Consider the following 22,862-nt stretch of genomic DNA (forward strand, 5'->3'; position numbering starts at 1 on the left):
ATGCTCGAAATCTACTTCCTGGTAAAGACGAATTTGCCTGGTTTGGAATTGCGATCTCTTGGCGAGCCATACTGTTGGGATGCGCTAATAGATTCCGGCACTCACGCGGCGGCCCAGTAATAGTCGTTCCAGAGTCCGCCGTAGTTTAAGGCAACAGAGGCGGGTCAGCCAGACGCCTAGGGGTCTCTTCCCTGTAGAGGACCTTCGTCCGGCACTCGCTCGGAGGCGTGGTAGAAGTCGAGTACCTGCATCGCCCCGGGGAACGATTCATGTCCCAGAGAACTTTGGCGAACCCGTACAGTTGCTAGGCAATTCGTTCTAATGATCTTATTAAGGTCTGCGTCTGGATGCCGACTTTAATGAGTTCAGACAACCCAAACTCGGTGAATTACGCATAATACCATACCCGGCTTCACTTTATTGCATTGTCTCAAATCACGTTCTAGTTTTCTCCTGTAGGTGAAACCGCGCGCAAATGACGCTCGATATCGAAGCTCGGATCGAAGAGTGGATGAAGCTACTTCTCGATACATCTGCCAGAAACAAGCTCATCTCTACTAAGTTCGGCCCCCGAGCTGCGCTTGAACTCCTTCGTCCTGACGCCAAGCAAGTTTGGAAATCGATGCTCGAAGGAGAAGCCGGTATTTCATTCGCCTGGAAGCGGGATTTGCTAAATGATGAGCAGAATGACGAAGGCGAAACCGATTCCGAATTGGAAGGTGATGACGCCGAGCGAGAACGCCATACCGATTCGGAGGCGACAATTCAACTCTGTCTGTCGTCCCCGAAATTGCGGGACGAAGCGTTGTCGAAATTGACCGATAAACGGCTCGATTCCCGACTCAAAAGGCTGTCGTTGAACGCCAAGGTAAGTCTGGACGAACGCGGTGTAAATACTCTTTACCTCGCGATTGGGTTCCTGCATTGGTACGAGGCCGAGAATGCTTCTAGTGATCACCTCGCACCACTTCTTCTGATTCCCGTTCATTTGAGCCAGGAAAACCTGATCGGCAATTGGCGAATTGCGCCGCTTGATGAAGGTGCCGAACGGAACGAGTGCCTTGCCGAACGATTCCGAAACGATTTCAAGATACAACTACCCGAATTGGCGGAGGAAAGCGACGATAGTGAGCCGTTGGATAGCTACATCGAATTCATTTCAAGCGTTCAAAAAATCCTCTCCAAGTTGCCCGACCGCCGCTGGGAAATTCGCGAAGACATGATCGCCCTCGGTCATTTCGATTCCCGCAAATTGCCCATGTGGAAGGATTTGCAGAAGAACATGAAACGCATTGCCGCGCACCGATTATGCCGGCTTATTGCAGGGGACACGGATGTGCTAGCCCACGACCCCGGAATTCGGCCATTGGAACCGGAGGAACTCGATGCCCAGGTGCCCGTTAGCGAATTGCTCCATATCCTGCCCGCCGATTCGAGCCAACACGCAGCAATCGAAGCAGTGAAAAAAGGTATCGATCTGGTTCTCGATGGCCCGCCCGGTACGGGAAAGAGTCAAACTATTGCCAATATCATTGCCGACCGGATCGGTGCGGGGAAAACCGTCCTGTTCGTCAGCGAAAAGGCCGCCGCTTTGCAAGTCGTTGAAAGTCGGCTTCGCGAAGCCGGTCTCGGCGATTTTTGCCTGTCACTTCACGATCCGTCGAAAACGTCACGCACTTCAGTCTGCGAGGAATTTAAGAAAGGCCTGGCATTACGGCCTGCCGCATACGACGACCCTAGCGTACGGCAGAAAAAGCAGCAGGAGACGCGGGAACACCTCAATCGATACGTTCACGCCTTGCATGAGAAGCGCGAACCTTTGGGCCTTTCCTTTTACGAGGTTTACGGGAAGCGCGCGCGATTCACCCAAATCGCGAGTCAATCCAGACTGATAATACCTGATGCGGGTGCCTGGGATCGTCATAGGCTCGAATCGGTGCGTGAGGCCCTCACCCAACTCCATGATGCTCGAAGCGTTTTTGCTGATCCGGAACGTCATCCGTGGCAGGGTTGTTTGCCAGAGCGGTTGACCGAAGTTCTTCGCGACGATATGCAACACAATCTTGAGCGATTGTCACACGGGTTAACCGAAGCGGAGAGAATCGCCAAAGAATGGTCGTCGATGGATTGGCTTCCCACGCGGCCCAACTGGAACGATTTCCATGTGGGCATTAACGAAGCCGGTCGGGCTTTGGATGTTCCGATTCTCCACCGTGAGTGGTTGTCAACCGATCCCCAGAAAGCCCTTCGTGCCGTCCAACAAATGCCGGCAAAGACTAGCACCCACCGTGCAGCAGTGAAAATGCTGCCCGAATTCGATATCGAAACCGTGTGCGAAGATTCTGAGATGCCACGAGCGCCGGATCGCTCAATTCCACTGAAAAAACCATACTTCGAGTCGATTCGTAGCCGATTGATAGAAGTGCAACGTGTGCTCGAACGAATGCTGCGAATGAAATCGAAATCATCTTTGGTTCGGCAGACATTAGAGGCCCTCACCGCGATCGTTCCACTGCCGTGGGAAACCACGCCTGTTACAGATCTCCCTGATTTACTCGCACGCCTACGGGCAGTTGTCGCTGTTTGTCCGCTGCCCGCTACATGGTCCAAACACGAAGACCGATCCGAAAGACAGATCCTACTCGCACGCGGTAAGGATGCTCTGGAAAAAGCGGAAACGATTCGTGCGGGACTGCTCAAAGAAATCTCGCTACAAGCGTTCTCTTTCGAAAAAGCCGGATTAGTTGAAAAAGCCTATCCCTATCGTTCGCGGTTACGCAAACTCGGTTTCGGCTGGTCTTCTCTAAAGCGAGAATGGCGTACCCTCTACTCGACTGAATTCCCGAAGCACGCTGAGTTCCGAAACCACGTTGAACAACTTGATAGTTTCCGTCGGCACCACATACTCGTCAAGGAATTAGTTGCCACTTGCCCGGAATTCCCCGGGTCGGAACTCTCTGCCCGCCGTTGGCAAACAGAGTGTGATCGACTCGGTGCAGTCGTTGCATTTGCCGATGGCGACAACTCCCTGCCCCTGCAACCCATTTTCTTCGAGGCCGAAATCGAAAAGCCCACACTCATTTCCCTGATCGACCGAGCTTCGGAGTCGGTGGTCGGCCTCATCTCCGAATGCGCAGAACTCGATATTATTCTGACCTTGAAGCAACTTGCTACAGGGGGCAAAATCACCGGTCGAATACAAGAAATGGACGAACTTGTTGCTCCCGTTGAAATGCAATTGAAGAATGAAATTCTGTGTCTCGACCGCTGTGTGCGCTGGCTTCGGACGGATGCGGATGTCCCCTTCGATGTCCTCTCCGAACGTATGCCTACACTGCAAAGGCTGCGAAACCTGCGGGACGAAATCGACCAACTTCGAAATAGTTTCCAACCCTCATTGGATTTGCAACAGGCGATTCGCCGCGAATGGAGAGCGGATGCCGAGGCTGCCGAAAAAGGGGAAGCCTACTTGAACCGTTGCGCAACGCCACTTCCGGAGAAAGATCGCAAAGCGCTATCGGACGAGGAATATCGACAAAACCTCGACCGATTGCGGCATAGGGGTATCAGAGTTGGTACGGAGGGATTAACTTCGGCGTGGTCCTTCCTGACGGAGAAACTCTTCCCTTCCTCCAGTTCCGTTTCGACAGGTATCGTATTGGAGCAGTCGCCCCTCGATGAAGTCGTAGCCTGGAGTGAATCGCGACGGAAGGACGCCAATCGAATGGAGGAATGGTTGACCTACCAGCGTGTTCGCCGGGAAACGCGGGCCGTCGGTGTCGAGGAAATCATCGAGGAAATCCACCGGAAGGAAGTGAAGCTTGAGGAAGCAGCGATGGCTTTCGAATCCCGCTTTCTGGCGCAGTGGATCGATGCATGTAGCGAACCGATCAAAGAACTGTCGGATTTTCGCTTCAACAAACACGAACGATTGATCGCGGATTTTGTTGAACGGGACAAGTCTTTAACAGCCTCCGCTTCAGATATGATCCGCTCGACATTAATGAACGATAGCTGTCGGCCATCAGATATAAAGTGGTCGAGTCGCGATCCGAAAGTTCGAATTCTGAAGGAAGAAATTCAGAAGAAACGATCACGCAAACCAATCCGGAAGTTGTTCGCTGAAGTTTCGGCTCCTCTACTGAAGCTAAAGCCTTGCTGGATGATGTCTCCGCTTGCAGTCAGTACGTTTCTCGATTCGCCCGATTTTCACTTCGACGTAGTAATCTTCGACGAGGCTTCGCAGATTCGGCCCCATGATGCCATATGCGCGATCTACCGGGGCAAACAACTTGTTGTGGCCGGAGACCCGAAGCAATTGCCCCCCACGGAGATAGGCGTCAGGAATAAGGTGATTGCAAATGATGACGATGACAACTCTCTACTCGAACATGAGAGTATTCTCGATGTATTGCTTGCCAAATCACTCCCACAGAAACGACTGACCTGGCACTATCGCAGCAAACGCGAGGAACTTATTGCGTTCTCCAACCAGGAAATCTACGGCGGTGAACTCGTAAGCTTCCCTTCTCCCGACGATGCCGGAGAAAGGCCGATTCAATTCGTCCACACTCCTCATGGGCGATTCATTGGCAACAAGAACGAAATCGAAGCGGCAGTCGTAGCCGATTTAGTCATCGAGCATTTCGAGCATTCTCCAAATCAATCGTTGGGAGTAATCGCTTTCAGCTTGAAGCAGCAGGAATGTATCAACGATGCATTGGAAAAAAGGCGGCGCGAAAAACCACATTTAGAGGAGCATTTCAACCGTTTTGGTTTAGAACCATTCTTCGTCAAGAATTTGGAAAACGTACAAGGCGATGCTCGGGACCACATCATCCTGAGCGTCGGTTATGCGAAGGATGAATTTGGAGCCTTAGCAATGCGATTTGGTCCACTTAACAAGAAAGGTGGTGAGCGACGACTTAACGTTGCTATCACTCGCTCTCAGCATTGTATGAGCATCGTGTCATCGATGCACCCGCTTGAGATGGATGTAGATAGATTGACAAACGATGGCCCTAAATTGCTCAAGACATTCTTGCAATTTGCAATGGATGGGCCGCAAGCAATTGCAAGAAAAACGAACAGTGTCGGTGAGGAACACGAATCTCCTTTCGAAGCCGCTGTTGCCGAGCAATTGCGTCGCGTGGGAATTCTCACGAAGCCCCAGATCGGATGTGCTGGATACCGCATTGATCTTGGAGCCTACGACGCCCTTCAACCGGGTCGCTTCCTACTTGGCATCGAATGCGATGGAGCTATGTATCACAGCGCGGCAACTGCGCGGGACCGCGACCGATTACGACAGGAAGTCCTAGAAAGTCTGGGCTGGAAGATCGTTCGCATTTGGTCAACCGATTGGTTCAAAAACCACAAAGAACAGGTTGAACGCATTGTCAGCGAAGTTGAGAAAGCCAAGAAACGCTATGCCGAGAAGGAATTGATTCCGGCAACTAACAGGCGGGTGGTAAGCCAATCTCCGCTATTGGAAACGGCAACCAGGAATCGAAAGGAGCACTTGGCCGACCCACAAGCAACTTTAATCTCGAAACCAGTTCCATCGGGATTGTTCGTATGAGGCAGATATGACGACGATCCTAGTCCTTAAACAAGCGAAGCGGACGCCGGTTTGCGAGAACCATGTGAGCTGCCCGGAAGGAGAATCATTTTTCGTCAAACACTTGGCTCAATCGATCAGTGATCGTATAGATCAATCGGAAGTGCAAAAGTAAGTCGCCAATCGCCTACATCCTCAACCCCGCCTTTCTACGCCCGTACCGCACGCATTCTTCAGAAATGATTTCAACGACGATTTCTTCGATGAGCATATCGGTCGAGGCCAGTGGGTGGAGTCTGTCCGCGATGCGATCTTGGATTTCGTCAGGCAATTTTTGCGGCAAGTATACGTGTCCGTCGGTGCCGATTATAGGGTTGACATTTACGCGGACTTTACGGATCGGGTGTTTTGCGAAGATCGACGCACAACAACCGACGAAACGCGAGGCGGGCATAAAGAGTTCTTCGATGAAGCCGCGCCGATAGGTAATGCGTCCACCCAGGTTCGGGTCAAGAATCTTCCAATGTTGGAAATCGATTACCGCGTATATGAGCCAGGGCGTCTTCGGTTTGTGTCCGAGAACGATGGGATGGATGCCGCGCCAAGTCATGCTCTCTTCACCGTTCCAATGCTTCTCCGCGAAGATGTGGGGAACATTGTGCGCGCTGTTCGGATCGGTTTCGGAGAACCCGATGGCGAAATGTTCATGCTCCGGTTCGGCGCATTGCAGGCGGATGAAATCGGAGAGAAAGTCCCGACCTCGTTCATCTGGCCCCTGTTCGTCAAGCCAGTCAGCGTATACCAGACGGGGCGCAACATCGTCCGGATATTCGCAAATGGTTCGGACGAAAGCGGCGCGGTCGCTCATGGAGGTATTGTAGAACGACCTTACCGAAATGGGCCAAAGTCAATGTCGAAAAGGTGAAAGTTGACAGCGACATAGGTCGATCAGAAGATGGAGAAGGTAATGGCAATCACTAAAATTGCTTTTGAAATGTAGCCAATCTAGCTTAATGCCCAGGGCTTCGAAAAGGCGACTGCCGGGCCGACTGCTACTGACCGACCCAAACTGGTCCGGGGTCTGTGAGACAAAAGAAATTAAAGGGCCTGAGAAGATTACCTGTCCAACAGTATCAGTCTTATTAACTGGTGAGACGACGCGGACTTCAAGAAATCCTTGGCATTTATCTTCTAAAGCTTTAACGTCCTCCAATGCCTCGCCGCCTCCCCCCTAAGGGCGATTTTCAGCCCGATTTCTTCGCTGCCAGTTTCGCGGACATCCCGATCCGCGACCAGCGGGATACGATGGAGAGGCCTTTTTTTAGCTTGGCCAAGAAGCCCCGTTTCGACCCAATCGAGTACCACGTCGGCGATGTCTGGCTCGAAGTAAGCGCGAATCCGATGTTCGGCATGGCCACCATCTGGGATGCCGATATTCTGCTTTGGGCTTCGACGCAAATCACCGAGGCGATTGACCGGGGAATGCCCGGCAACCGTACACTCAAATTCCACCCGCACAACCTCCTCAAATCCATCCGCCGCGAGACCGGCGGCGATCATTATGTCCGATTGCGGGCAGCCCTGGAACGCCTCACCCACACGGCGGTTCGGACCAATATCCGGGCCAATGGCAAAAAGAAGTTCGCTTCCTTCCATTGGCTGGAAAGCTGGACCGAGGTCACGGACGAAACCACCGGCGAAACCCAGGGGATGACGATAACAATCCCCGATTGGTTATTCCAGGGCATCGTGATGAAGGGTGGTGTGCTGACTATCCACGAGGACTACTTCCTGCTCACGGGTGGAATTGAACGCTGGCTGTATCGAGTAGCTCGCAAGCATGCGGGGCACCAGGAGATTGGCTGGCAGTTTACCATGCGGCAGCTTTACGAGAAATCCGGTTCGACGGCTCGATTTTCGGATTTCGCTATCGATGTCCGGAGGCTGGTCGAATTGAATCAACTACCCGAATATTCGCTCTATCTGCATCGCAATGAGCAGGAGGAAGAGGTCATCAATTTTCTGAGGCGCAGCCAATTGGGGGTCGATGATCCGAATTACCAGTTCGAACGGAATCCCAAGCGGCGTTTAACGCCCGCTGCGGTTCGATGGATTGATTGAAAACAGTCACTTAAATTTCCGAGGGTCGGCCTATCGGGCGCATTCCGGTTGAATTCTTCATCTTCGGATCTCCTTTCGAGCCCCCTCTTCTCCCGACTTTGAACGCAATCGAATCGATTTATGGGTGATTATCGTAAATTTCGGAGAGGATTTCGGCAAAGTGCCGGTCATCAACCTATTAGGCGTACAGTTCGTAGATTCATTTCGCTGGACAAGTTATCCCCAACCGCTCCAATACAACACGGCCTATTAGACGCAACCTGCTCGGCCTATTAGACGCAGTTTCATTTGGCCTATTGGGCGCATGGATTCGGCCTATTAGGCGCGCCAACGCCCGAAAAATCCCTGTGATTCAAGCGTTTCCAGGGGGCCTAACTGTTTAACCTAAACAATAAATATAACTCTTTTAACGGAAGCGGTTTGTGCACAATTCGTTTTGCCCCACACCTGTTTTGTTCTCTCCAACCCTGCTTTGAACATCTCTTAGGATCGAAGAAAGTGGCTCAGCAGAAAGGGACTTCCCGGGATCGATCTATTCCCTTCAAAGAACGATTCGCGCGGGCAACCTGAGGCGAAAGGCGTATCGAAGCCCCTACCCTATCAAAAAACGTCTTCGCTGCTAAAAAGGCTATTTCTCGGAGAAATGACTTTAATGCGCCTAATAAACGGTGTTCCGGTGGATTTCGAAATTTAGGACCAATACCCTTTGGCTCGCATCCAGTCCTCCAAAGCCTCCTCGAGCACTTCCTGCAAGGAATTGGGATACTGGTTATTCAATTGCCGCTCGAGGGATTCCCTCTTGAGGGCATTGGCGAATTCCGCGCGGAGTCGTGAAGTAAAGGGAACTCGGCTTATGGGCGGTTGGCCTTTGGGATCGCGGCTTTCCACGGCTTTCGGATGAATTTTGACGGGTTCCTCGGCTTCTTTGCTGCCAAAAACAAACTGCTTTTCAATGGCTGGATCGATAGGATCCTTCAGGCCGGTGACTAATGGTCTTCTCTCTTTCATGAGTCTTCCTCCCACAATTAAGCAGATTCCAATTTCATGATTTTGCTTCGCTTTTTGCTGGCGACCGCATCCGGCAGTAACTCCCTGAAAAGGGCCTGCACTTCATCGGCGGCTTCGCGGCCCCGACTCCCCAGTTTCCAGACGACTGCCCCCTGCCCCGGCGCATCGGCATAGATCTGCTTCAGAGTTAAAGCGGTCTTGGCCAGCGGAAGCTCTAAAGCTTCGGCGGCATCCTTCATATCCTGCGTCAAGCGATAGTTTTTTCCCACCATTGAAAGAACGATCACGGCTTCGGGATGGCCTCCCCGAATATCCTGGGATTGCCGTAAGACCTTGGTTGCCTGGGAAAGCGCCCTCACCTCCAACATGGAGGCTTTGCACGGGACGATAGCCAGATCCGCTCGAAGTAGTAAGGCTCGGCTGGTTTCCGTGTTGCTGCCCGGGCCATCGGCGACGACATACTCGGCGTGTTCGCTCAGTGTTGGCAAACGATCCAAGATTTCTTCGGGGTCGGCGAGTCGTACCGTTTTAACTCCGGGTACCGCTTCGGCGGCCCAATCGGAGGAGGAATGCTGCGTGTCGCAATCGGCCAGAGTTACCGTATGGCCCTGCTCAAAAAGCCAAGCGGCTAAATGGACAGCCAGCGTGGACTTCCCAACTCCGCCTTTTGAATTAGCAACGACAATGATCATGCGGCGGACGGTACCACATGTTTACATGATTGCAAGTAATATGTGCAACATGAAGACACGACGACATGTCGGCAAGGCGACATAATTTTATGTCTTCAGGTAAGTATGAAAGCTTGTCGTCGTGTAAGTATGTCAGCACGCCGTTTTGATGACTTGGCGTCAGTACGACATGTAAGCAAGTAATCTGTATTTCATGTATTCATGCAGTCTGGCAATCATGCTTACATGTTTACAAGAATGCAAAATGATCGCCTAACATGTAATCATGTTTTCATGTCGGCATGTCTGTCTGAAAACATGTCTGTTTGTATTCATCTTTGCAGGCTTGAAAGTCAGCTTTCTGGCTAGTCTGCCGGAATTTCACGGTGAAATTCTGCCGATGCGAAGCATCGGGAAGATGCCTGTACCGTTGAGGGATATTTTTTTCTCGTGGGAAAATCGCTCGAAAATGCATTAGAATTTGGGGCGCTGAAGATAGAAAAAGCGTCCCCAGTATCGCTTCCGAAGCGAGCGATTGCACCTATAATCGACCGGAATCATTGCAAAGTATATTAAATCCCCAGCCTCGAAATCGGTGGTCGTAGATCGGAATATGAATGACATGGAAGAACTCGATTCGGAATCCCAGGAACTACCGCACTACCGGCGTCCTTGGATCCTGCTGATTCCTCTCGGATTCGCAGCCTTCCTTTTTTTCTTGCTGACACTTCTCTTTCTTTTTGGACCGGTAGACAAAAAGCATAAAGAAGATGATTCGGCCATGTTGCTTTTAGTAGGCGGCATCATGGCATTTTTCTTCGCGGTATCTTTTTTTGTTTGCGTTCGGCTTTACCGGGGGCCGCGACCGGGCACGACCTCAGCGTTGCCGCTTTGGTTCATTCGCGGATTTGGCCTATTCATGGCTCTGGGGACAATCGGAACCTATCTGTTGAATAAAACGAGTTTTCCAAATTGCATTAAAAGTCTTGTTTTGTTCCTGGGGATTGCGATTACGGGCGATGTTGTTCAGATGATTCAGGACTCCTCGAAAGAAGACAAAGAAAAAGAGAAAGCCCCCAGGAATTCGGGATCCCAGACGGATGATGAATCAAAATAGCCCATTGGGAGTACCAAAGAGTTTTCTATTTGCTTACCTCGATTGACGAGTTGTACAATTCAAGCTGTCCCGCAGATTGCTCCCGGACTTCGTGCTTGGGCGACACGGAACCGGACCTCTGCGGGACTTTTTTCATTTCTTGTCGTGCAGCTTCTTTAGACTCTATGGGGCTTTTCCGACGCACGGTGGTTATTCCTTAAGTTCTTAAACCTGAATGATCAGTCTTAGATCTGAAAGCGAATAACCACGCTAATCTTCCGAGCTATAGGTATCTACTTGAGAAACTCTACCAGGAAACGATGGGTAGACTGTGTTACAGGAGCAAGGCTTGAATTAACACTCAGATCGTCGCCGCTGTGCTCGACTCGACCGCACCTGATCTGAGTGGCATACCAGAGTCCTTTCGGAGATTGTTCGGCTGCGTCGATAATCGTGGTCTCGATCCAATTTGAAGTCTTTTCCGGCATGATTTCTGATCGAACGCACATATAGTCGCGATCCGGTGCTAACCAGTAACGCCGTACATTTTTTCCCGTTTTGACATCCTGCACCGTGATCATCGCCGCTTCACTGGGGCCAATCGAAGGCTTGGGATTCAACGTGGCCCGAACTCCTTGGTTTGGTAGACCGAGCCCGGGATAGATTATGCGATCAGGACAGTACGATGGGCTGATGGTATCTTTGTTCAAGTAACGAGTGGTTTCCATTTTGTCTACTTCCGCCTTCCACCACAACATGCGGCCGGCACTATCAGGCAGACTTTCAATCAATTTGAAAGCCAAAGGATTCGCTTCCTTGGGGAGTTTTCTCACTTCGTCTAGAAGCTGTTTTACCGCGTCCGGGTTCGGGCCATTGGCCCCCAGCATCATTTGTAATCTTTGGATCTGAGTGAGATCGACTTCTTCACCGCTGTGGCCCTGGTCATCATGCCGTGAGCGATGAACCAGGCCGAGGGTCTTCCAATCATCCTGCTGAATGGAGGTTAAAATGGTCGCTTTGTAGTGATCGAAGGACTGACGTTGTTTTTTGGCATAATCGTCTAAGAGCTTTTTCAACTCTTTACCTGAAGTAGTGTCGATCACCTGGGCGTCCTTCGGCACATTCATCGCATACAAGTTTTCCGGACCGGATTCGGGATAGTCGATGGCATAAGTTCTCGAATAAGGTTTCTCTTGAAATTTCCATTCTTCAACCATCTTGGAGGGTAATTGCGAACCGCTTGGCACATGAAATATTTGCCGAAACTGCGGTGGAGAATGGCGGTCGTCCTCAAAATCGAATGCGTATTCCGTCCAGCGATTGTCTCCAGAGCGTTTTTCGTCGCGGCTGGTACGAACGACCTTCATTTCATCCGGACCGGAATTCCGAACTTCGTTTTTTTCGCCAATAGATTGCAAGATCGACTTAAAAGCGGTGAAACTTTCCTCCTCATGGCTATCCGCATCGGAAATAATCACCGTCTTCGTCTTCACGTCGTAGCGTAACTCCTTATTGAGACCGAATTCGAGAAAGGCAGTGAATTTCGGAAATTTTCCCGCCGCAATTCGCTTCTTAGGGGACATCCAAATCTCAACTTGGGCATCTTTTTTCGGATCGGACAACGTGAGCCGCACCCACGCTTGTTTTTGCATTTTGTCAAGTACTTGTGACCATGCATCGGTTGGCCAAAAGACAAATGCAGTAACAATCAAAGCGAGGGCAGCCGTTATGGACCATGTGATTTTTCGGATGCCCGTTAGTGGTCTGGAGGAATTTACCGAGACGTTTGGTTGGCCAAGCGGGATGTACTTATCCAGATCGATGTCTGGAATGGGGACCTCCAAAATGGTTTGCACGGCCAGGCGATAAGGTAAAGGCAGTTCGTCATAAGTTGGCTTTGGACTTTTCACTGTGATTCTCCTTTAGATGAGTTAGAGAGTACGACGTCAAGTTTGACGCGGACCTTATGGATTGCGGCAGCCACCGCACCCGTACTAATTTCTAAAACAGTGGCAATTTCTGAGTTCGAAAGCTGATCGAAATAGCGAAGCGCAAATACGGCGCCCTCTCGTTCCGGTAGAGCGGCAATTACCGACCGCAAATGTTCCGCTAATTCGCGACGTACTGCATCATCGAATGGCGAACTGTTCCAAGTCGCCAACGATTCCAAAGAATGCGGATGTTCCTGGCGAAATCTCCGCCGTCGATCCAGAGCTGCGTAGATTGCCAGACGACGGAAATAGGCTCCCCAATTGCGGATTCGATCAATTTGATTCCCGGAAATAACTTTTAGAAAAACTTCTTGTACTACTTCCTCTGCATCAGCGGCATTATCCAAAACGCGCATGGCGGTTTGAAAAATCATTCGACCATGCTCTTTGACAAGGGCGTTCCAGTTGACCGGCATATTTGTGATCTCGAATTTCCCAGCATCGAACGTCAACCTTCTGACGCTTCTGGAATCGCAAAATTACTAGTTCGAATGGAAATATTTTGAAATTCAGAATTCAGTCTGTTCCAACTGGTAACTCGTTAGTTTTGGTTCATTCGAGGGTGTGTCTTCAGCCAATGATGAACTAGCAGCCAACATGCTTGCGATCACGAAGAATCGTGTCAATTTTTGCCACATCGTTCCCGTTGCAAAATAAAAATAATTATCAACGCTTGGCTTATTTTGTAATCTCAGCTACCTTCTCGATGAAAAAAATACACAAGGTTGCGAGGGGTCATGTCATGGAGCGAACGCACGGCCAAGATTCAAGTGGGGGATAAGGTGGCGTTTAGCAAACGCTACTGTCAATCGTCTGGTCAGGTCACGGGAGAAATTCCCTTTGCTCGAGGGGTGGTCCAAGAGCTGAAAGCCATGGGTCCCGAGTTTGTGCTGGCGACCGTTAAATGGGATAATCCCGACATTGGTGAGAAAGTCGCTGCCAGTAATCTCGTCCGGGTGACAGAGAAGGGAATTCTCGACGAGTACTGATCTCGCGGCTAGATCTTGAAAAAGAAAACAGCCGCGCGAAGCGCGGCGCGACCTTCAAAAGAAAAACCCGCCTCGCGGCGGGTTATTTATTCAGGCAAGTTGTTCGGTTTTCGCTTTCTGCAGTTCGTGCAGATAGGCGGCGGCTTTTTCAGCCTGGGCGGCGGCGTTGAAGATGGCTTTCTTGTCTTCTTTCAAAACCTTCAGCCAGCAAGCTAGATAACTGGCATGGTCTTCCCGAGGCTCAGCTGTGATACCCAAATCGGAACAAAGGAAGGCGGCTCCGATCTCGGCTATGAGTTCTTCCCGGGCATACCCGGTATCTCCGAATCGTTTCGAATCAAAATTCCGATTCAGGCGGCTCTCGGCTTTGGTCCAGTGGGTGAGCTCATGCAGCAACGTGCTGTAATAGCTTTCTCGATCCTCGAAGGTTTCAAAGTTGGGCATCTGTACCAGGTCTTCGCTGGGGCGGTAATAAGCTTGGCTGCCACCGTGGCGGATGGTCGCTCCAGTTCCTCGGGCAAAAGCTTCGGCATTTTCCAAACGTTCTTGGATGTTTAACACGTTCGGCTCTACCTTGGTGAACTTCTCCGGTAATCCTTCGATCTGCTCGGCGTTGAACACCGTATAGGATTTCAGGAACGGGATATCCCGTTCCAATTCCTGGCCGTTTTCGTCTTCTTCGGTTTTGGTGAAACTGGAGGCATAGACCACCGTGGAACCATGTTCGCCTTTCTTAACGAAGGCGTTCATTTCCTTGGCTTGATTAAAAGTCATCCACCAGGGGGAATTGAAGCCCTTGGTTTCGGCATCGATCCAGAGCATTAACACATTTACCCCTCGGTAGGGTTGGCCATTGGAACGCAAGGGACGGCAAACGGGTCCGTCGGCATGTTTGGCTTTCCAGGGTTGATGCCAGGGGCGGGTTCCTGCCTCGAGCAAGGCCACAATCTTTTCGGTCACGCGGGTGTAGACATCGGGTTTGCTGTTCGGGGTCGTCATGGTCTTTACCTCTCTTCAAATTGAGTTTTCCGGTTTGAATGCAGAGCGCATTCAAAACCGGAACGAAGAGAAGGACTTCTAAAATGGGGGAGCGATTGTCATAGGACAGGGTCGGGGAGGGGTCCCGTCTGCACAAATGCAGCGCAGCGGAATGCGGAAGATGGGGAGGGGCCGCGACCCTGCCGGAGGGCATCCTTGATCAATCGCGGGGGAAACCCCCTGTATTCAATTCAAGAAAGAATTCCTTCTGAGTTGACTCACTCAGCCGGAAGAAATGTTTTTCCCTTTTCGCCGGTTACGGCGAGCCAACTCGTCTTCATAGAGCTGATAAGCCCGTTGCCGGGTCACTTCACTCTTCGGCCAATCTTGCCCACGTCGAGCTTGCTCGACGAAGGCCGACCAAGCACAGCCGTGAAAAAGATCGTCCCAGATTTCATCATCTATGGGGAGCATGGTCTACCTCCGTTCTTTCGGTTGTTTACGGGAGGAGTAGCTCCGACCAGTGATCTTGGCAAAGACTTCCTCGGCATGGCGGCGAGTACCAAAATCGCCGATCGCCTGGACACCTTCGCCGGTGATATGGCCGTAAAGCGTCCAGAAATCGGCTTCGAATCCTTCGCACGGCTCGACATAAGAGCGATCCGGTTCATCCTCCAGGATGTAGCGTCGACAGGGTTGGATTTCGTAATCATCGAAGCGGGTCAAGAGGTTGTTATTCGACACTGAAGGCGTGAAGCCCGTTTTCGCACCGGCCTCGAACGCGGCGAGGAGAGCATTCTTGATTCCCCAGACAGACACCTCATGGAAATCGAGGGCATCACTCATCCGAGTTTGGAGCGTGCGGACCTGCAGATGTTTACTGGCGATATCGGTTAATAATTCATCGAGAGTTGTCATAGCGGATTCCTTTCCAGTGGGTTGATTACGGGCGTTCAAGAATGGTGCAGACATCGTGCAGTCCGGGGATGAAGCTGCTTCGGTAGACTTTCCTGCCACTGCTGGCCCCGTGCGAAAAGCGAATGATGTCAGTACCATGCTGGCGAAGTCCAGCGGCAAAAGCCAATCGCTTGGTATGGTAGGTGAGGGGCAGAAAGCCAAAGTCTCGGTCGGAGTAATCTCCCATCAGGATTGCCAGCTTGCCGGAATTGGTCAGGCTGGCGGCACAGTTGCGGATGAACTGGCCGTACCGTTTCAGGAAATGCTCCGGAGTGGGCGAGCGAGATAGATCTTTAGGATCTTCGGCATAGAGCTTCTGCCGATAGTATGGAGGATGGGCCCAGATAAAATCGAAGGTATTGTCCGAGCCGAATCCTTGCGGATCGCAGGCATCAATCCCCCGGTGAATATCCCAGGCGATACAGGGGATGCCAAGTTCTTGGCAGACATCGGAACAGGTTCCGCTGCCACTCATGGGATCCAAAACCAATCCCTGAGGTTTGAAATAGAGCAGCAGATCTTTAATCAGATTGCCGCCGCAGTTGCCCGGCCATTGGCGGTCCCCGTATTCTCCTGCCCGGTGAAAATGATACAGGCTAGTTAAGTGCGGCACCGGACTGGCATTGCGGGGAGCCCGAGGCAACCGAGCATAGATCGGTTCCAGGGATGGGGAAGGGACGCCCGTACGCTGATTTCGAGCGGCATAGAAGGGATTGATGAGAGTGGGCGAAGAGTTCATGGTCAGTGGTTCCTTTCGTTGGTGGTTTGACGGTGGATGAGTGTTCGCAAAGCGGGTTCGTACCGGTCGCCTCGCCAGGAGTTAACCCCCGAAGGCGATATTCCCCAGAGCGAGCTTATCAAGGTTGAAGACCGCCACATGATGGGATTGTTCGAAAACAATGCCGAGCATCCGTCCTTCGTCTGGATCGCGGAAGATCAAAACGTGGAACGGAGCTCCGGAGATACCATTGCGATGATATTGCAGGGATTCGAGAATCAGGTTCATGGTCGCCTCCTACGCTTCGCTTTCCGGGTCTTCACCGAATAACGAGAGAGCGGCCGCCTCAAGCGTTTCCCAGGAAATACCGAAGTTGCAATCATATTGTTTGCGGACGAGTTGCAGCACGTCCCAGGCCTCGTATACATCGAGGTCGGGACGCACTTCGTGAACATCTTCGGCTGACCAGACAATGGCGATCTGTTTGTGTTCGGCCAGGAGGGCGTGAATATCAAGGTTTTGAGTGCAGCTCATGGAGAAATCCTTTCTGATTAGTTGTGGTTGAGGGAAAAGCGGAGTTCTGCAAATTCACGTTCGAGATCGTCGTAGACGGCATCGAATTCGGGATCGCATCCAGCCGGGTGGCCTTCGAGAATCGAGGTTAATTCGAGGAAGCGTGTGGAATCGAATTTTTGAGAAGTGAATTGCATGGTACGGGTTCCTTTCGAAGGGGGGCGGCCTTGCGGCCGCCCGAGGGTTGATTATTTCTGTTCGGTGGCGACGCGGAGTTGAATGCGTCCATCCAAGGGTGCGACTTCGAGTTGGATATTGAAGCCTTTGTTGTCTTTATGAGCCCAGGCGACTCCGATTTTCGTCCAGAAACCTTTGTCTTTGCCTTCGCGGACGTGGTAGGCGATGTGGGTGGGGGCTTTGCTGTTGGAATTGGAAGTTTCGGTGTTATTGGACATGGTCTTTCTCCTTCTTTCGTTTCCGGCCTCACCATGAGGCCTTATGGCATACGACCAGAAGCAGCCTCAGACGGGAGTTCTTACGCCCGGTCCAGCGGAATCACGGAAAGGGGCCCTTTAGGGAATAAACCGTTATTCTGCTTGACCGGCCCGTCGGCTGCTTCAAGTTGCCATTAATAAGGCCGTGTGGGGGCGGAATAGAGAGTTCTGGAGAAAGTGTCTCAAAACATCGATCCACGATGATGGACAGAAAAGCCTTCTGCAATCCCTTCTGAAGTCCGAGAAATGTGTAGTTGTCTGGAATCGGCGGGGTGTGTTGGAAAGCTGATCGCAAAGTCGGCAAGTCCGACAGGAAATTGCTCGCGCTGGACGCGGAATCGAAGTGACACAAATGGAATCAACACTAAGCGGACGCAAGGCCTCCCCCCTCGACGCTTCGCAACCCGGGCCAGCTACGCGTGCTCGGGGGGAAGGTTAGGACAAACACCCTCCGATTGGGAATCAAATCGTTTCCCTAGGATGACCATACCTTAGAGGTGCTAAAAAACCTCGGTTTTAAGAGGTTTTCAATGGACAATTGATGGTTTTGTGAGGACCTCTAAGTAAATATCGGGATACTCTTGTCCATAGCAATGTTGCAACTCCTCGATGCCCAGTCAGGAGATTTGGATAAATTTACCCATAGTATCCATGTAAATTATCATCCTGAATTTGCTTTACACTTTGCAAAAATCTTGTTTTAATAAAGCTACCTTTTGACGAGGGACTGAAAGTTGCCTGATGAAATTCCAGTATCGTCGCCTCCGCCCAATCCAATCCATTTAAGCTCAGATGTTGCCGAGGGAAATCGGGACTCGAAAGGTCCGGATTTCGAGTCTACCCCGATTGAAAGTGGCAAAACAGCATCAACCAGAGCATACCCCGCGGGACTCGCTTCGGAAGCGCCGAATTCCGATTTGATCAATGGAAGCCCCACTGGCGAATTGGTTACGCCTGATTCTAAGCTTCCCAAGTACAAATCGATTGACAGTCGAGATATTCCAACGATTGAAGGATTTAGAAATTTAGAACTGATCGATCAGGGGGGAATGGGAGTAGTTTACGAAGGCTACGATTCGCTCGGTCGGCGAGTCGCCATTAAAATGATACGTGCCTCGCGGATGAGCGAGACAAGTTTAACTCGGTTCCGCGAAGAAGCGGAAGCCATGGCTCACCTAGAACACCCTAACATTGCACCGGTTCTGAATTATGGCTCGGTCAATGGTTGCCCTTATTACGTGATGAAATACTTCAGTGGAGGAAGCCTCGCTAAACGGATGGAGGAATTCCGCAAAGATCCTCGAAAATCCCTGGTCTTGATTGCGAAAATTGCCAAAGCAGTTGAATTTTTGCATTCCAAAGGGCATTTGCATCGCGATATCAAACCGCAGAATATCCTTCTGGACGAGAAGGACGAACCCTACTTGAGTGACTTCGGCCTAGTCAAACGCCAATCCGAGGATTTGCGGCAAGTTAGCGATTCGATTTCTGCTGAATTCCCAGCTTCTAAGAATCCAGACCCAAGCTCGCGAGAGAACGAATTTCGCGATTATTTTACGTTAGCTGGGCAGTTTGTTGGCACTCCTGGGTATTCATGTCCCGAACAGTCAAAAGGTCAACTCGAGGCGGCCGGGCCACTTTGGGACATCTGGTCCTTGGGCGCGGTGCTCTATGAGCTTTTGACAGACCGAAAGCCATTCCTTTTTAAATCGAGTAAAGAATACAGTGAAATCATCAGTCAGCAGGATGTTAAAGCCCCGATTGAAATTAACCGCTCGATAGACAAACGAATCAACAAACTTGTGGTTAGTTGTTTGGCTCGGGAACCCAGTAAGCGGTTGCAAAGCGCTGAGAAGATTCACGAACAAATCATGAGAGTGGTCCACCCTCCCAAACGAGGCGTCTGGATCTTTTTGGTGCCAATCTTTGCGATTGCTTTCGTCGCTTCATTCATGCCCTGGAAATCGACTCCCGAACAGATAGAAGCCAGATTACAAGCTGCCGCAAGCAAGAAATTGCTGACCGGACAGCCCGTTGAGATCGTGAGTCCCACCGGAGAGGAGAAAGTTCCGCTCATTGTGGCTTCTCCGAAAGAGTACAGCCGAAAATATATCCATCAAGGCATGATTTACCTGGAGTCCGACTCCTCTTGTCTCGTAGACTGCATACGGTCGGTACCCGTGCCTAATTTCAGCTTTCAATTCGATTTTTATCTAAATTCCAAACCTGCCGAAGACACGATGGTAGGAATTTATTTCGACCGACAAGAAACGACGAAGGAAGATCTCGTTTACCAACAAGTTATCATGTGCAAGCTGACTGCAAATGGAAAGAATCAAGAGAAAAAAACCGATCCGATGCCGTTTGATGTGGTAGTGGGTCACACTTTTTTTCCATACGATCAGGTATCAATGCGAACATTTTTGCAAACTTACCCTCCCGACCGGCATAAAGGAATCCAAAGAATTCCAGAGCTCAAAGAAAAAGAGTGGCACAGTTTAAAACTGGAGGCAAAGGCGGATGCCATCATTTATTCGCTGGATAATCTGACGCTTCATAGATTGCGTCGACCCTACTCCGAAGTATTGAGATCGGCTTTACGGAAATTTGCCAAAGATACTCACGGAAGCGACTACAATCCAGATATTCTTGGAAACGCCTGTGGAATTTACATCAAGCAAGCAGGTATCCAAATTCGCAATGTCCGGATTGAACCGGGCGAACCTTCTCGGTAATCGACGCCATCCTTGATGGAAGAAAAGAAGGTTTACTATGAAAAATGCGTCAAAAGAAGAACTACAAGATCCTCGATCGCTTCCAGCGAAATCGTCAAAAGATTGTAGTATCAGCCTGGATAAGACCATCCAGTCTGAAGATTCAATTAGCTTTTTATCATACCGTGAATTCCGGTGCTTCGGAGGCCTACTCCTATGAAATATCGAATTCCTCAAGTGGGAATAGAAGTGGCGGACTACTCTCCTGTAGCTCTCCGCTAACGATAATTCTTCTGCCAGGGGATACGTCTATCTCCGCAACAATCGTATGTGACGATGGGAATTGCTTGTAAACGCCGGTAGAGAAGGGGCTCTGTCGCAGAGTTGGTAACGAGCGTTGGTTAGAATGTCTTCAGGAATTCATTCTGACAGGACGCAGCGTCATTATTATGCAGGATTTCTTTCCTCAAGAAGACGGTTTGGTCGTCACCGATTTCGCTCTCAATGCGGATCTTTTGGACGTTGCTCTAATAACCACATGCCCGAGTTCGCAGTGCCCCGACTGGGGCCAGCTGACATATCGGATTCACAGCCATTATCGGCGGGTCTTGGCGGTCTTACGCCGGCAAGCCCGACGGGTATTGCTCAGGATCGATTCGCGAAAATTTCGATGCGTGAATGCCGCTTGTCGCAGGCAAATCTTCTGCGGACGTCAGCCCGATGTTTTTGCTGGCTAATGAATCATTGCAAACCTTGTTCGACTTCAGAGGAGCCGACGATGCGAAGGATTGGCAGAACGTCAACGATGGAGTGATGAGCGGCGTCTTTGAAGGGAAGTTCAAGATCACCGACAAGAAGACCATGGAGTTCTTCGGCACGCTCTCCCTGGTTAACAACGGAGACTTCGCCTCGGTGCGAACGAAGGCCAAGAAACTCGGTCTGGAGAAAGGCGATACCGTGGTCGCCAAAGTCCGGGGCGATGGCCGGGAATACACTCTGAACCTCTACCTCAACAAGCCGCTGATCGCTTTCTAGTATCGTGCAACGGTCCAGACCAAGAAGGACGAATGGATCGAGGTCAGAGTCCCGCTCGACAAGTTCAAGGCAACTTCGTTTGGCAGGGTTGTGAAAGATGCTGGGCCGGTAAAGCCAGATGAGATCAACGCCCTGGGGTTCAGGTTGAGCGACAGGAAGGCTGGGCCGTTCAAGCTGGAGATCGAGTCGATCAAGGTTGAGCGGGCGGGGAAGTAATCTATCGTCCACGCTTACTCCGAACAACGTAAAATATTCAATCTAGTTAAGGAGGTATCCCCTTCATGCGGCTTGACATTAAGCATCTGATCTTGGTGATCGTTTCCCTCTCTTTCGCAGCAGTGGCGGCTAACGCCCAAGGCAAGGCAACCCTGGTTGTTGCCGGATTCGACCGGAAAATTGTCGATGAACACAAACAGCTTTTCGACATGTCCTGTATTCCCGCCAATGTCGAAATGGTTCTCAAGCTCACCGGACACGAACCTGTCAATTACTTCAAGCTACAAGATGCGTGGAGTACCAAGACAGACGGCAACTTCGCTGATTTTGACGGGAAAACGATTGCTGGACTCACATTCCATCACAGGTTCAAAGACAAAAGGGACAAAGACTTCCCTCTCAAACGCTTATTCAGCGTGATCGACAAGGAATTGTCCTCCGGGCGTTACGTCATCATCTCCTTGCAGTCAGGTAAGAATGCGTATCACATGCACACGATCTACGGTAAAGACGCTGATGGTGATTTTGTGGCGATCACCAAAAGCGGTTCCAAGGCATCAGGAGCAAAAACGGTTGTGGTGCCACATCTGAAGGAACTCATCACCCAGATGGAAGGGACAGACATCTTGAAGTATGAAGAAAGTGAGCCGGTCAAGCAGAAGAAGTGAGGGCGTGATTCCTCGAAAATCTGCTTGAGCAGTCAACTGATTGCGGCTGCTTTGGGTCCTAGGTACGCCCCAGCGGTCAGCAAGCAATCCGCCGGCATGAAGTCCAGAGAGTGCCTGGAGTAACATCCGATCGAGTATAGGCTGGCGTTTTTGAACCGTTCATGGCCTTGCATGGGCATGGAGATCTTTCGACCTTCCCGCTGGCGTCACTGCAAATGATTTCCAGGCAGGTGTTTCGTTTTTGGCAAATCGGTTTCTCGATTTCTTTCCCAAAGGGAAGTCCCGGAGTCATCACCGAACGGCATGGATGCTGCATTTCTTGAAGACCTGCAAAAAGTCGGCCTGACTCGTCAGGCTTAGACCAGTCCAGCGGAGCGATTACTGCCCGGCCTTCAGAAAATTGCTCGGAATGTCTTGGAGAGCTGAAGTGTTTTCCTCCGGAATTCGAGTTGATAAAGCCTGAATGCCGTTACCCATTCGTTACTTTTTGCGACTGCCTGATGTGGTATAACCATGCCATGAATGGCATTTATGGTTATGTCTGCGGCACGTCCGCTGCCAACGTTTTCTACATCGTCGAGGAGAACGGAAATGCAATCGTTTTTTGTTCGCTGGTTTAGTCTGGTTCTGATAGGGGCCGTCGTGTCGGCCGGTCCCGCGTTGACTGCTGACCCTCCGGCAGGAGGGTCAATTAAAGTCGAGGTCGAGGGCACATTGGGCACAATTTTGCGGCCGGAGAAAACCGATTCGGTGACCGCCACTGTCATCGCAAGTGGCGGCGAGTTTGTCATAGATACCAGCGCCAGCAAAACGGCTCGCGAGGAATTGGTCTGGCTTGCCGAGAAGTACATCAAGCCAGGATCGACGGTGGTTATTAGCCCTCAGTTGAAGGTGAGAGGGCGGCTGGAGTTCCGGACGACTCAGATCGTCAACGAGCAGGGCAAGCTGAGCGATGGCCCCAAAACCTGGGTTCTCGTCGCCGATGGAATCGCGGTGGTGGAGCGAAGGGGAAAGTAGCGAAGGACGTAAATAATTGGTGGCGGACAAAGTTGCAGACGATGAAAGCGCGCTCGATTAGCTGAAGGGGTTCGTCGGATTCGTGTGTAGCACTGCCAACTTGTCCAGAACTATCT

The 22,862-nt window shown here is 51.0% G+C and carries 20 protein-coding genes and 1 pseudogene; 8 read left to right on the plus strand and 13 right to left on the minus strand.

Features of this window, described 5'->3' with window-relative positions; translation table 11 throughout:
* Window positions 1-475 precede the first annotated feature (475 nt).
* Window positions 476-5,581, plus strand: a complete 5,106-nt coding sequence (locus tag KIH39_RS22710; RefSeq protein ID WP_213495708.1) for a DUF4011 domain-containing protein — start codon at window positions 476-478, stop codon at window positions 5,579-5,581.
* A gap of 166 nt (window positions 5,582-5,747) precedes the next feature.
* On the opposite strand, the gene KIH39_RS22715 is transcribed toward KIH39_RS22710, so the two are convergent.
* The gene (locus KIH39_RS22715) at window positions 5,748-6,428 is read right to left on the minus strand and encodes a TIGR02996 domain-containing protein (RefSeq protein ID WP_213495710.1); all 681 of its coding nucleotides are present in this window, start codon (window positions 6,426-6,428) and stop codon (window positions 5,748-5,750) included.
* A 344-nt stretch (window positions 6,429-6,772) separates the two neighbouring features.
* Here KIH39_RS22715 and KIH39_RS22720 point away from each other — a divergent pair, with 344 nt between their 5' ends.
* Window positions 6,773-7,681, plus strand: coding sequence for a replication initiator protein A (locus tag KIH39_RS22720; protein ID WP_213495712.1), 909 nt, complete (start codon window positions 6,773-6,775; stop codon window positions 7,679-7,681).
* A gap of 690 nt (window positions 7,682-8,371) precedes the next feature.
* Here KIH39_RS22720 and KIH39_RS22725 read toward each other — a convergent pair.
* On the minus strand, window positions 8,372-8,689 hold the full coding sequence (locus tag KIH39_RS22725) for a hypothetical protein (protein WP_213495714.1): 318 nt from the start codon (window positions 8,687-8,689) through the stop codon (window positions 8,372-8,374).
* A 17-nt stretch (window positions 8,690-8,706) separates the two neighbouring features.
* The gene (locus KIH39_RS22730) at window positions 8,707-9,381 is read right to left on the minus strand and encodes a division plane positioning ATPase MipZ (RefSeq protein WP_213495716.1); all 675 of its coding nucleotides are present in this window, start codon (window positions 9,379-9,381) and stop codon (window positions 8,707-8,709) included.
* A gap of 592 nt (window positions 9,382-9,973) precedes the next feature.
* Here KIH39_RS22730 and KIH39_RS22735 point away from each other — a divergent pair.
* Complete coding sequence (locus KIH39_RS22735) at window positions 9,974-10,477, plus strand: hypothetical protein (RefSeq protein ID WP_213495718.1); 504 nt, start codon at window positions 9,974-9,976, stop codon at window positions 10,475-10,477.
* Between the two features lie 272 nt (window positions 10,478-10,749).
* Here KIH39_RS22735 and KIH39_RS22740 read toward each other — a convergent pair whose 3' ends face one another.
* Together KIH39_RS22740 and KIH39_RS22745 are read right to left on the minus strand one after the other, a co-directional pair.
* On the minus strand, window positions 10,750-12,366 hold the full coding sequence (locus KIH39_RS22740; RefSeq protein WP_213495720.1) for a hypothetical protein: 1,617 nt from the start codon (window positions 12,364-12,366) through the stop codon (window positions 10,750-10,752).
* Window positions 12,363-12,899, minus strand: coding sequence for an RNA polymerase sigma factor (locus KIH39_RS22745; protein ID WP_213495722.1), 537 nt, complete (start codon window positions 12,897-12,899; stop codon window positions 12,363-12,365). The genes KIH39_RS22740 and KIH39_RS22745 overlap by 4 nt, the downstream gene beginning before the upstream one ends.
* A gap of 285 nt (window positions 12,900-13,184) precedes the next feature.
* Here KIH39_RS22745 and KIH39_RS22750 point away from each other — a divergent pair, with 285 nt between their 5' ends.
* Window positions 13,185-13,436, plus strand: a complete 252-nt coding sequence (locus KIH39_RS22750; protein ID WP_213495723.1) for a hypothetical protein — start codon at window positions 13,185-13,187, stop codon at window positions 13,434-13,436.
* A gap of 90 nt (window positions 13,437-13,526) precedes the next feature.
* On the opposite strand, the gene KIH39_RS22755 is transcribed toward KIH39_RS22750, so the two are convergent.
* The 8 genes from KIH39_RS22755 to KIH39_RS22790 all read right to left on the minus strand — a co-directional run bounded on the left by KIH39_RS22755 (window position 13,527) and on the right by KIH39_RS22790 (window position 17,057).
* A complete protein-coding gene (locus KIH39_RS22755) occupies window positions 13,527-14,435 on the minus strand; it encodes an ArdC family protein (protein WP_213495725.1) in 909 nt (302 codons plus the stop codon).
* 261 nt (window positions 14,436-14,696) lie between these two features.
* Window positions 14,697-14,888, minus strand: a complete 192-nt coding sequence (locus KIH39_RS22760; protein WP_213495727.1) for a hypothetical protein — start codon at window positions 14,886-14,888, stop codon at window positions 14,697-14,699.
* Window positions 14,889-14,891: 3 nt separating this feature from the next.
* Window positions 14,892-15,332, minus strand: coding sequence for a DUF6900 domain-containing protein (locus KIH39_RS22765; protein WP_213495729.1), 441 nt, complete (start codon window positions 15,330-15,332; stop codon window positions 14,892-14,894).
* Between the two features lie 25 nt (window positions 15,333-15,357).
* The gene (locus KIH39_RS22770; protein ID WP_213495731.1) at window positions 15,358-16,110 is read right to left on the minus strand and encodes a TRM11 family methyltransferase; all 753 of its coding nucleotides are present in this window, start codon (window positions 16,108-16,110) and stop codon (window positions 15,358-15,360) included.
* Window positions 16,111-16,191: 81 nt separating this feature from the next.
* A complete protein-coding gene (locus KIH39_RS22775; RefSeq protein ID WP_213495733.1) occupies window positions 16,192-16,377 on the minus strand; it encodes a hypothetical protein in 186 nt (61 codons plus the stop codon).
* Window positions 16,378-16,386: 9 nt separating this feature from the next.
* Window positions 16,387-16,623: a hypothetical protein gene (locus KIH39_RS22780; protein ID WP_213495735.1), complete on the minus strand. Its 237-nt coding sequence runs from the start codon at window positions 16,621-16,623 to the stop codon at window positions 16,387-16,389.
* A 17-nt stretch (window positions 16,624-16,640) separates the two neighbouring features.
* Window positions 16,641-16,799 (minus strand): hypothetical protein, encoded by a 159-nt coding sequence (locus tag KIH39_RS22785; RefSeq protein ID WP_213495737.1) that lies wholly within the window; start codon window positions 16,797-16,799, stop codon window positions 16,641-16,643.
* Between the two features lie 51 nt (window positions 16,800-16,850).
* On the minus strand, window positions 16,851-17,057 hold the full coding sequence (locus tag KIH39_RS22790) for a hypothetical protein (protein ID WP_213495739.1): 207 nt from the start codon (window positions 17,055-17,057) through the stop codon (window positions 16,851-16,853).
* 983 nt (window positions 17,058-18,040) lie between these two features.
* On the opposite strand from KIH39_RS22790, the gene KIH39_RS22795 reads away from it, so the two are divergent.
* The 4 genes and pseudogenes from KIH39_RS22795 (at window position 18,041) to KIH39_RS22815 (ending at window position 22,746) form a co-directional block, all read left to right on the plus strand.
* Window positions 18,041-19,831: a serine/threonine protein kinase gene (locus tag KIH39_RS22795; RefSeq protein WP_261353370.1), complete on the plus strand. Its 1,791-nt coding sequence runs from the start codon at window positions 18,041-18,043 to the stop codon at window positions 19,829-19,831.
* Between the two features lie 699 nt (window positions 19,832-20,530).
* Window positions 20,531-21,061: pseudogene (locus KIH39_RS26720) on the plus strand (CIA30 family protein).
* A gap of 65 nt (window positions 21,062-21,126) precedes the next feature.
* Window positions 21,127-21,729 carry a hypothetical protein gene (locus KIH39_RS22810; RefSeq protein WP_213495745.1) on the plus strand — a complete coding sequence of 201 codons (603 nt, stop codon included), beginning with the start codon at window positions 21,127-21,129 and terminating at the stop codon, window positions 21,727-21,729.
* 591 nt (window positions 21,730-22,320) lie between these two features.
* Window positions 22,321-22,746: a hypothetical protein gene (locus tag KIH39_RS22815; protein ID WP_213495747.1), complete on the plus strand. Its 426-nt coding sequence runs from the start codon at window positions 22,321-22,323 to the stop codon at window positions 22,744-22,746.
* The last annotated feature ends 116 nt before the right edge of the window (window positions 22,747-22,862 follow it).

It is taken from the genome of Telmatocola sphagniphila, assembly GCF_018398935.1.
In the GTDB taxonomy this organism is placed as follows: Bacteria; Planctomycetota; Planctomycetia; order Gemmatales; family Gemmataceae; genus Telmatocola; species Telmatocola sphagniphila.

Excerpts from the sequence above, each read along its gene's own strand:
- KIH39_RS22710 (WP_213495708.1), top strand. The coding sequence starts at position 476 with ATGACGCTCGATATCGAAGCTCGGATCGAAGAGTGGATGAAGCTACTT.
- KIH39_RS22765 (WP_213495729.1), bottom strand. The coding sequence starts at position 15,332 with ATGACAACTCTCGATGAATTATTAACCGATATCGCCAGTAAACATCTG.
- KIH39_RS22775 (WP_213495733.1), bottom strand. The coding sequence starts at position 16,377 with ATGAACCTGATTCTCGAATCCCTGCAATATCATCGCAATGGTATCTCC.
- KIH39_RS22750 (WP_213495723.1), top strand. The coding sequence starts at position 13,185 with ATGTCATGGAGCGAACGCACGGCCAAGATTCAAGTGGGGGATAAGGTG.
- KIH39_RS22725 (WP_213495714.1), bottom strand. The coding sequence starts at position 8,689 with ATGAAAGAGAGAAGACCATTAGTCACCGGCCTGAAGGATCCTATCGAT.
- KIH39_RS22790 (WP_213495739.1), bottom strand. The coding sequence starts at position 17,057 with ATGTCCAATAACACCGAAACTTCCAATTCCAACAGCAAAGCCCCCACC.
- KIH39_RS22780 (WP_213495735.1), bottom strand. The coding sequence starts at position 16,623 with ATGAGCTGCACTCAAAACCTTGATATTCACGCCCTCCTGGCCGAACAC.
- KIH39_RS22810 (WP_213495745.1), top strand. The coding sequence starts at position 21,127 with ATGCGGCTTGACATTAAGCATCTGATCTTGGTGATCGTTTCCCTCTCT.
- KIH39_RS22815 (WP_213495747.1), top strand. The coding sequence starts at position 22,321 with ATGCAATCGTTTTTTGTTCGCTGGTTTAGTCTGGTTCTGATAGGGGCC.
- KIH39_RS22735 (WP_213495718.1), top strand. The coding sequence starts at position 9,974 with ATGAATGACATGGAAGAACTCGATTCGGAATCCCAGGAACTACCGCAC.
- KIH39_RS22715 (WP_213495710.1), bottom strand. The coding sequence starts at position 6,428 with ATGAGCGACCGCGCCGCTTTCGTCCGAACCATTTGCGAATATCCGGAC.
- KIH39_RS22785 (WP_213495737.1), bottom strand. The coding sequence starts at position 16,799 with ATGCAATTCACTTCTCAAAAATTCGATTCCACACGCTTCCTCGAATTA.
- KIH39_RS22730 (WP_213495716.1), bottom strand. The coding sequence starts at position 9,381 with ATGATCATTGTCGTTGCTAATTCAAAAGGCGGAGTTGGGAAGTCCACG.
- KIH39_RS22760 (WP_213495727.1), bottom strand. The coding sequence starts at position 14,888 with ATGCTCCCCATAGATGATGAAATCTGGGACGATCTTTTTCACGGCTGT.
- KIH39_RS22770 (WP_213495731.1), bottom strand. The coding sequence starts at position 16,110 with ATGAACTCTTCGCCCACTCTCATCAATCCCTTCTATGCCGCTCGAAAT.
- KIH39_RS22720 (WP_213495712.1), top strand. The coding sequence starts at position 6,773 with ATGCCTCGCCGCCTCCCCCCTAAGGGCGATTTTCAGCCCGATTTCTTC.
- KIH39_RS22755 (WP_213495725.1), bottom strand. The coding sequence starts at position 14,435 with ATGACGACCCCGAACAGCAAACCCGATGTCTACACCCGCGTGACCGAA.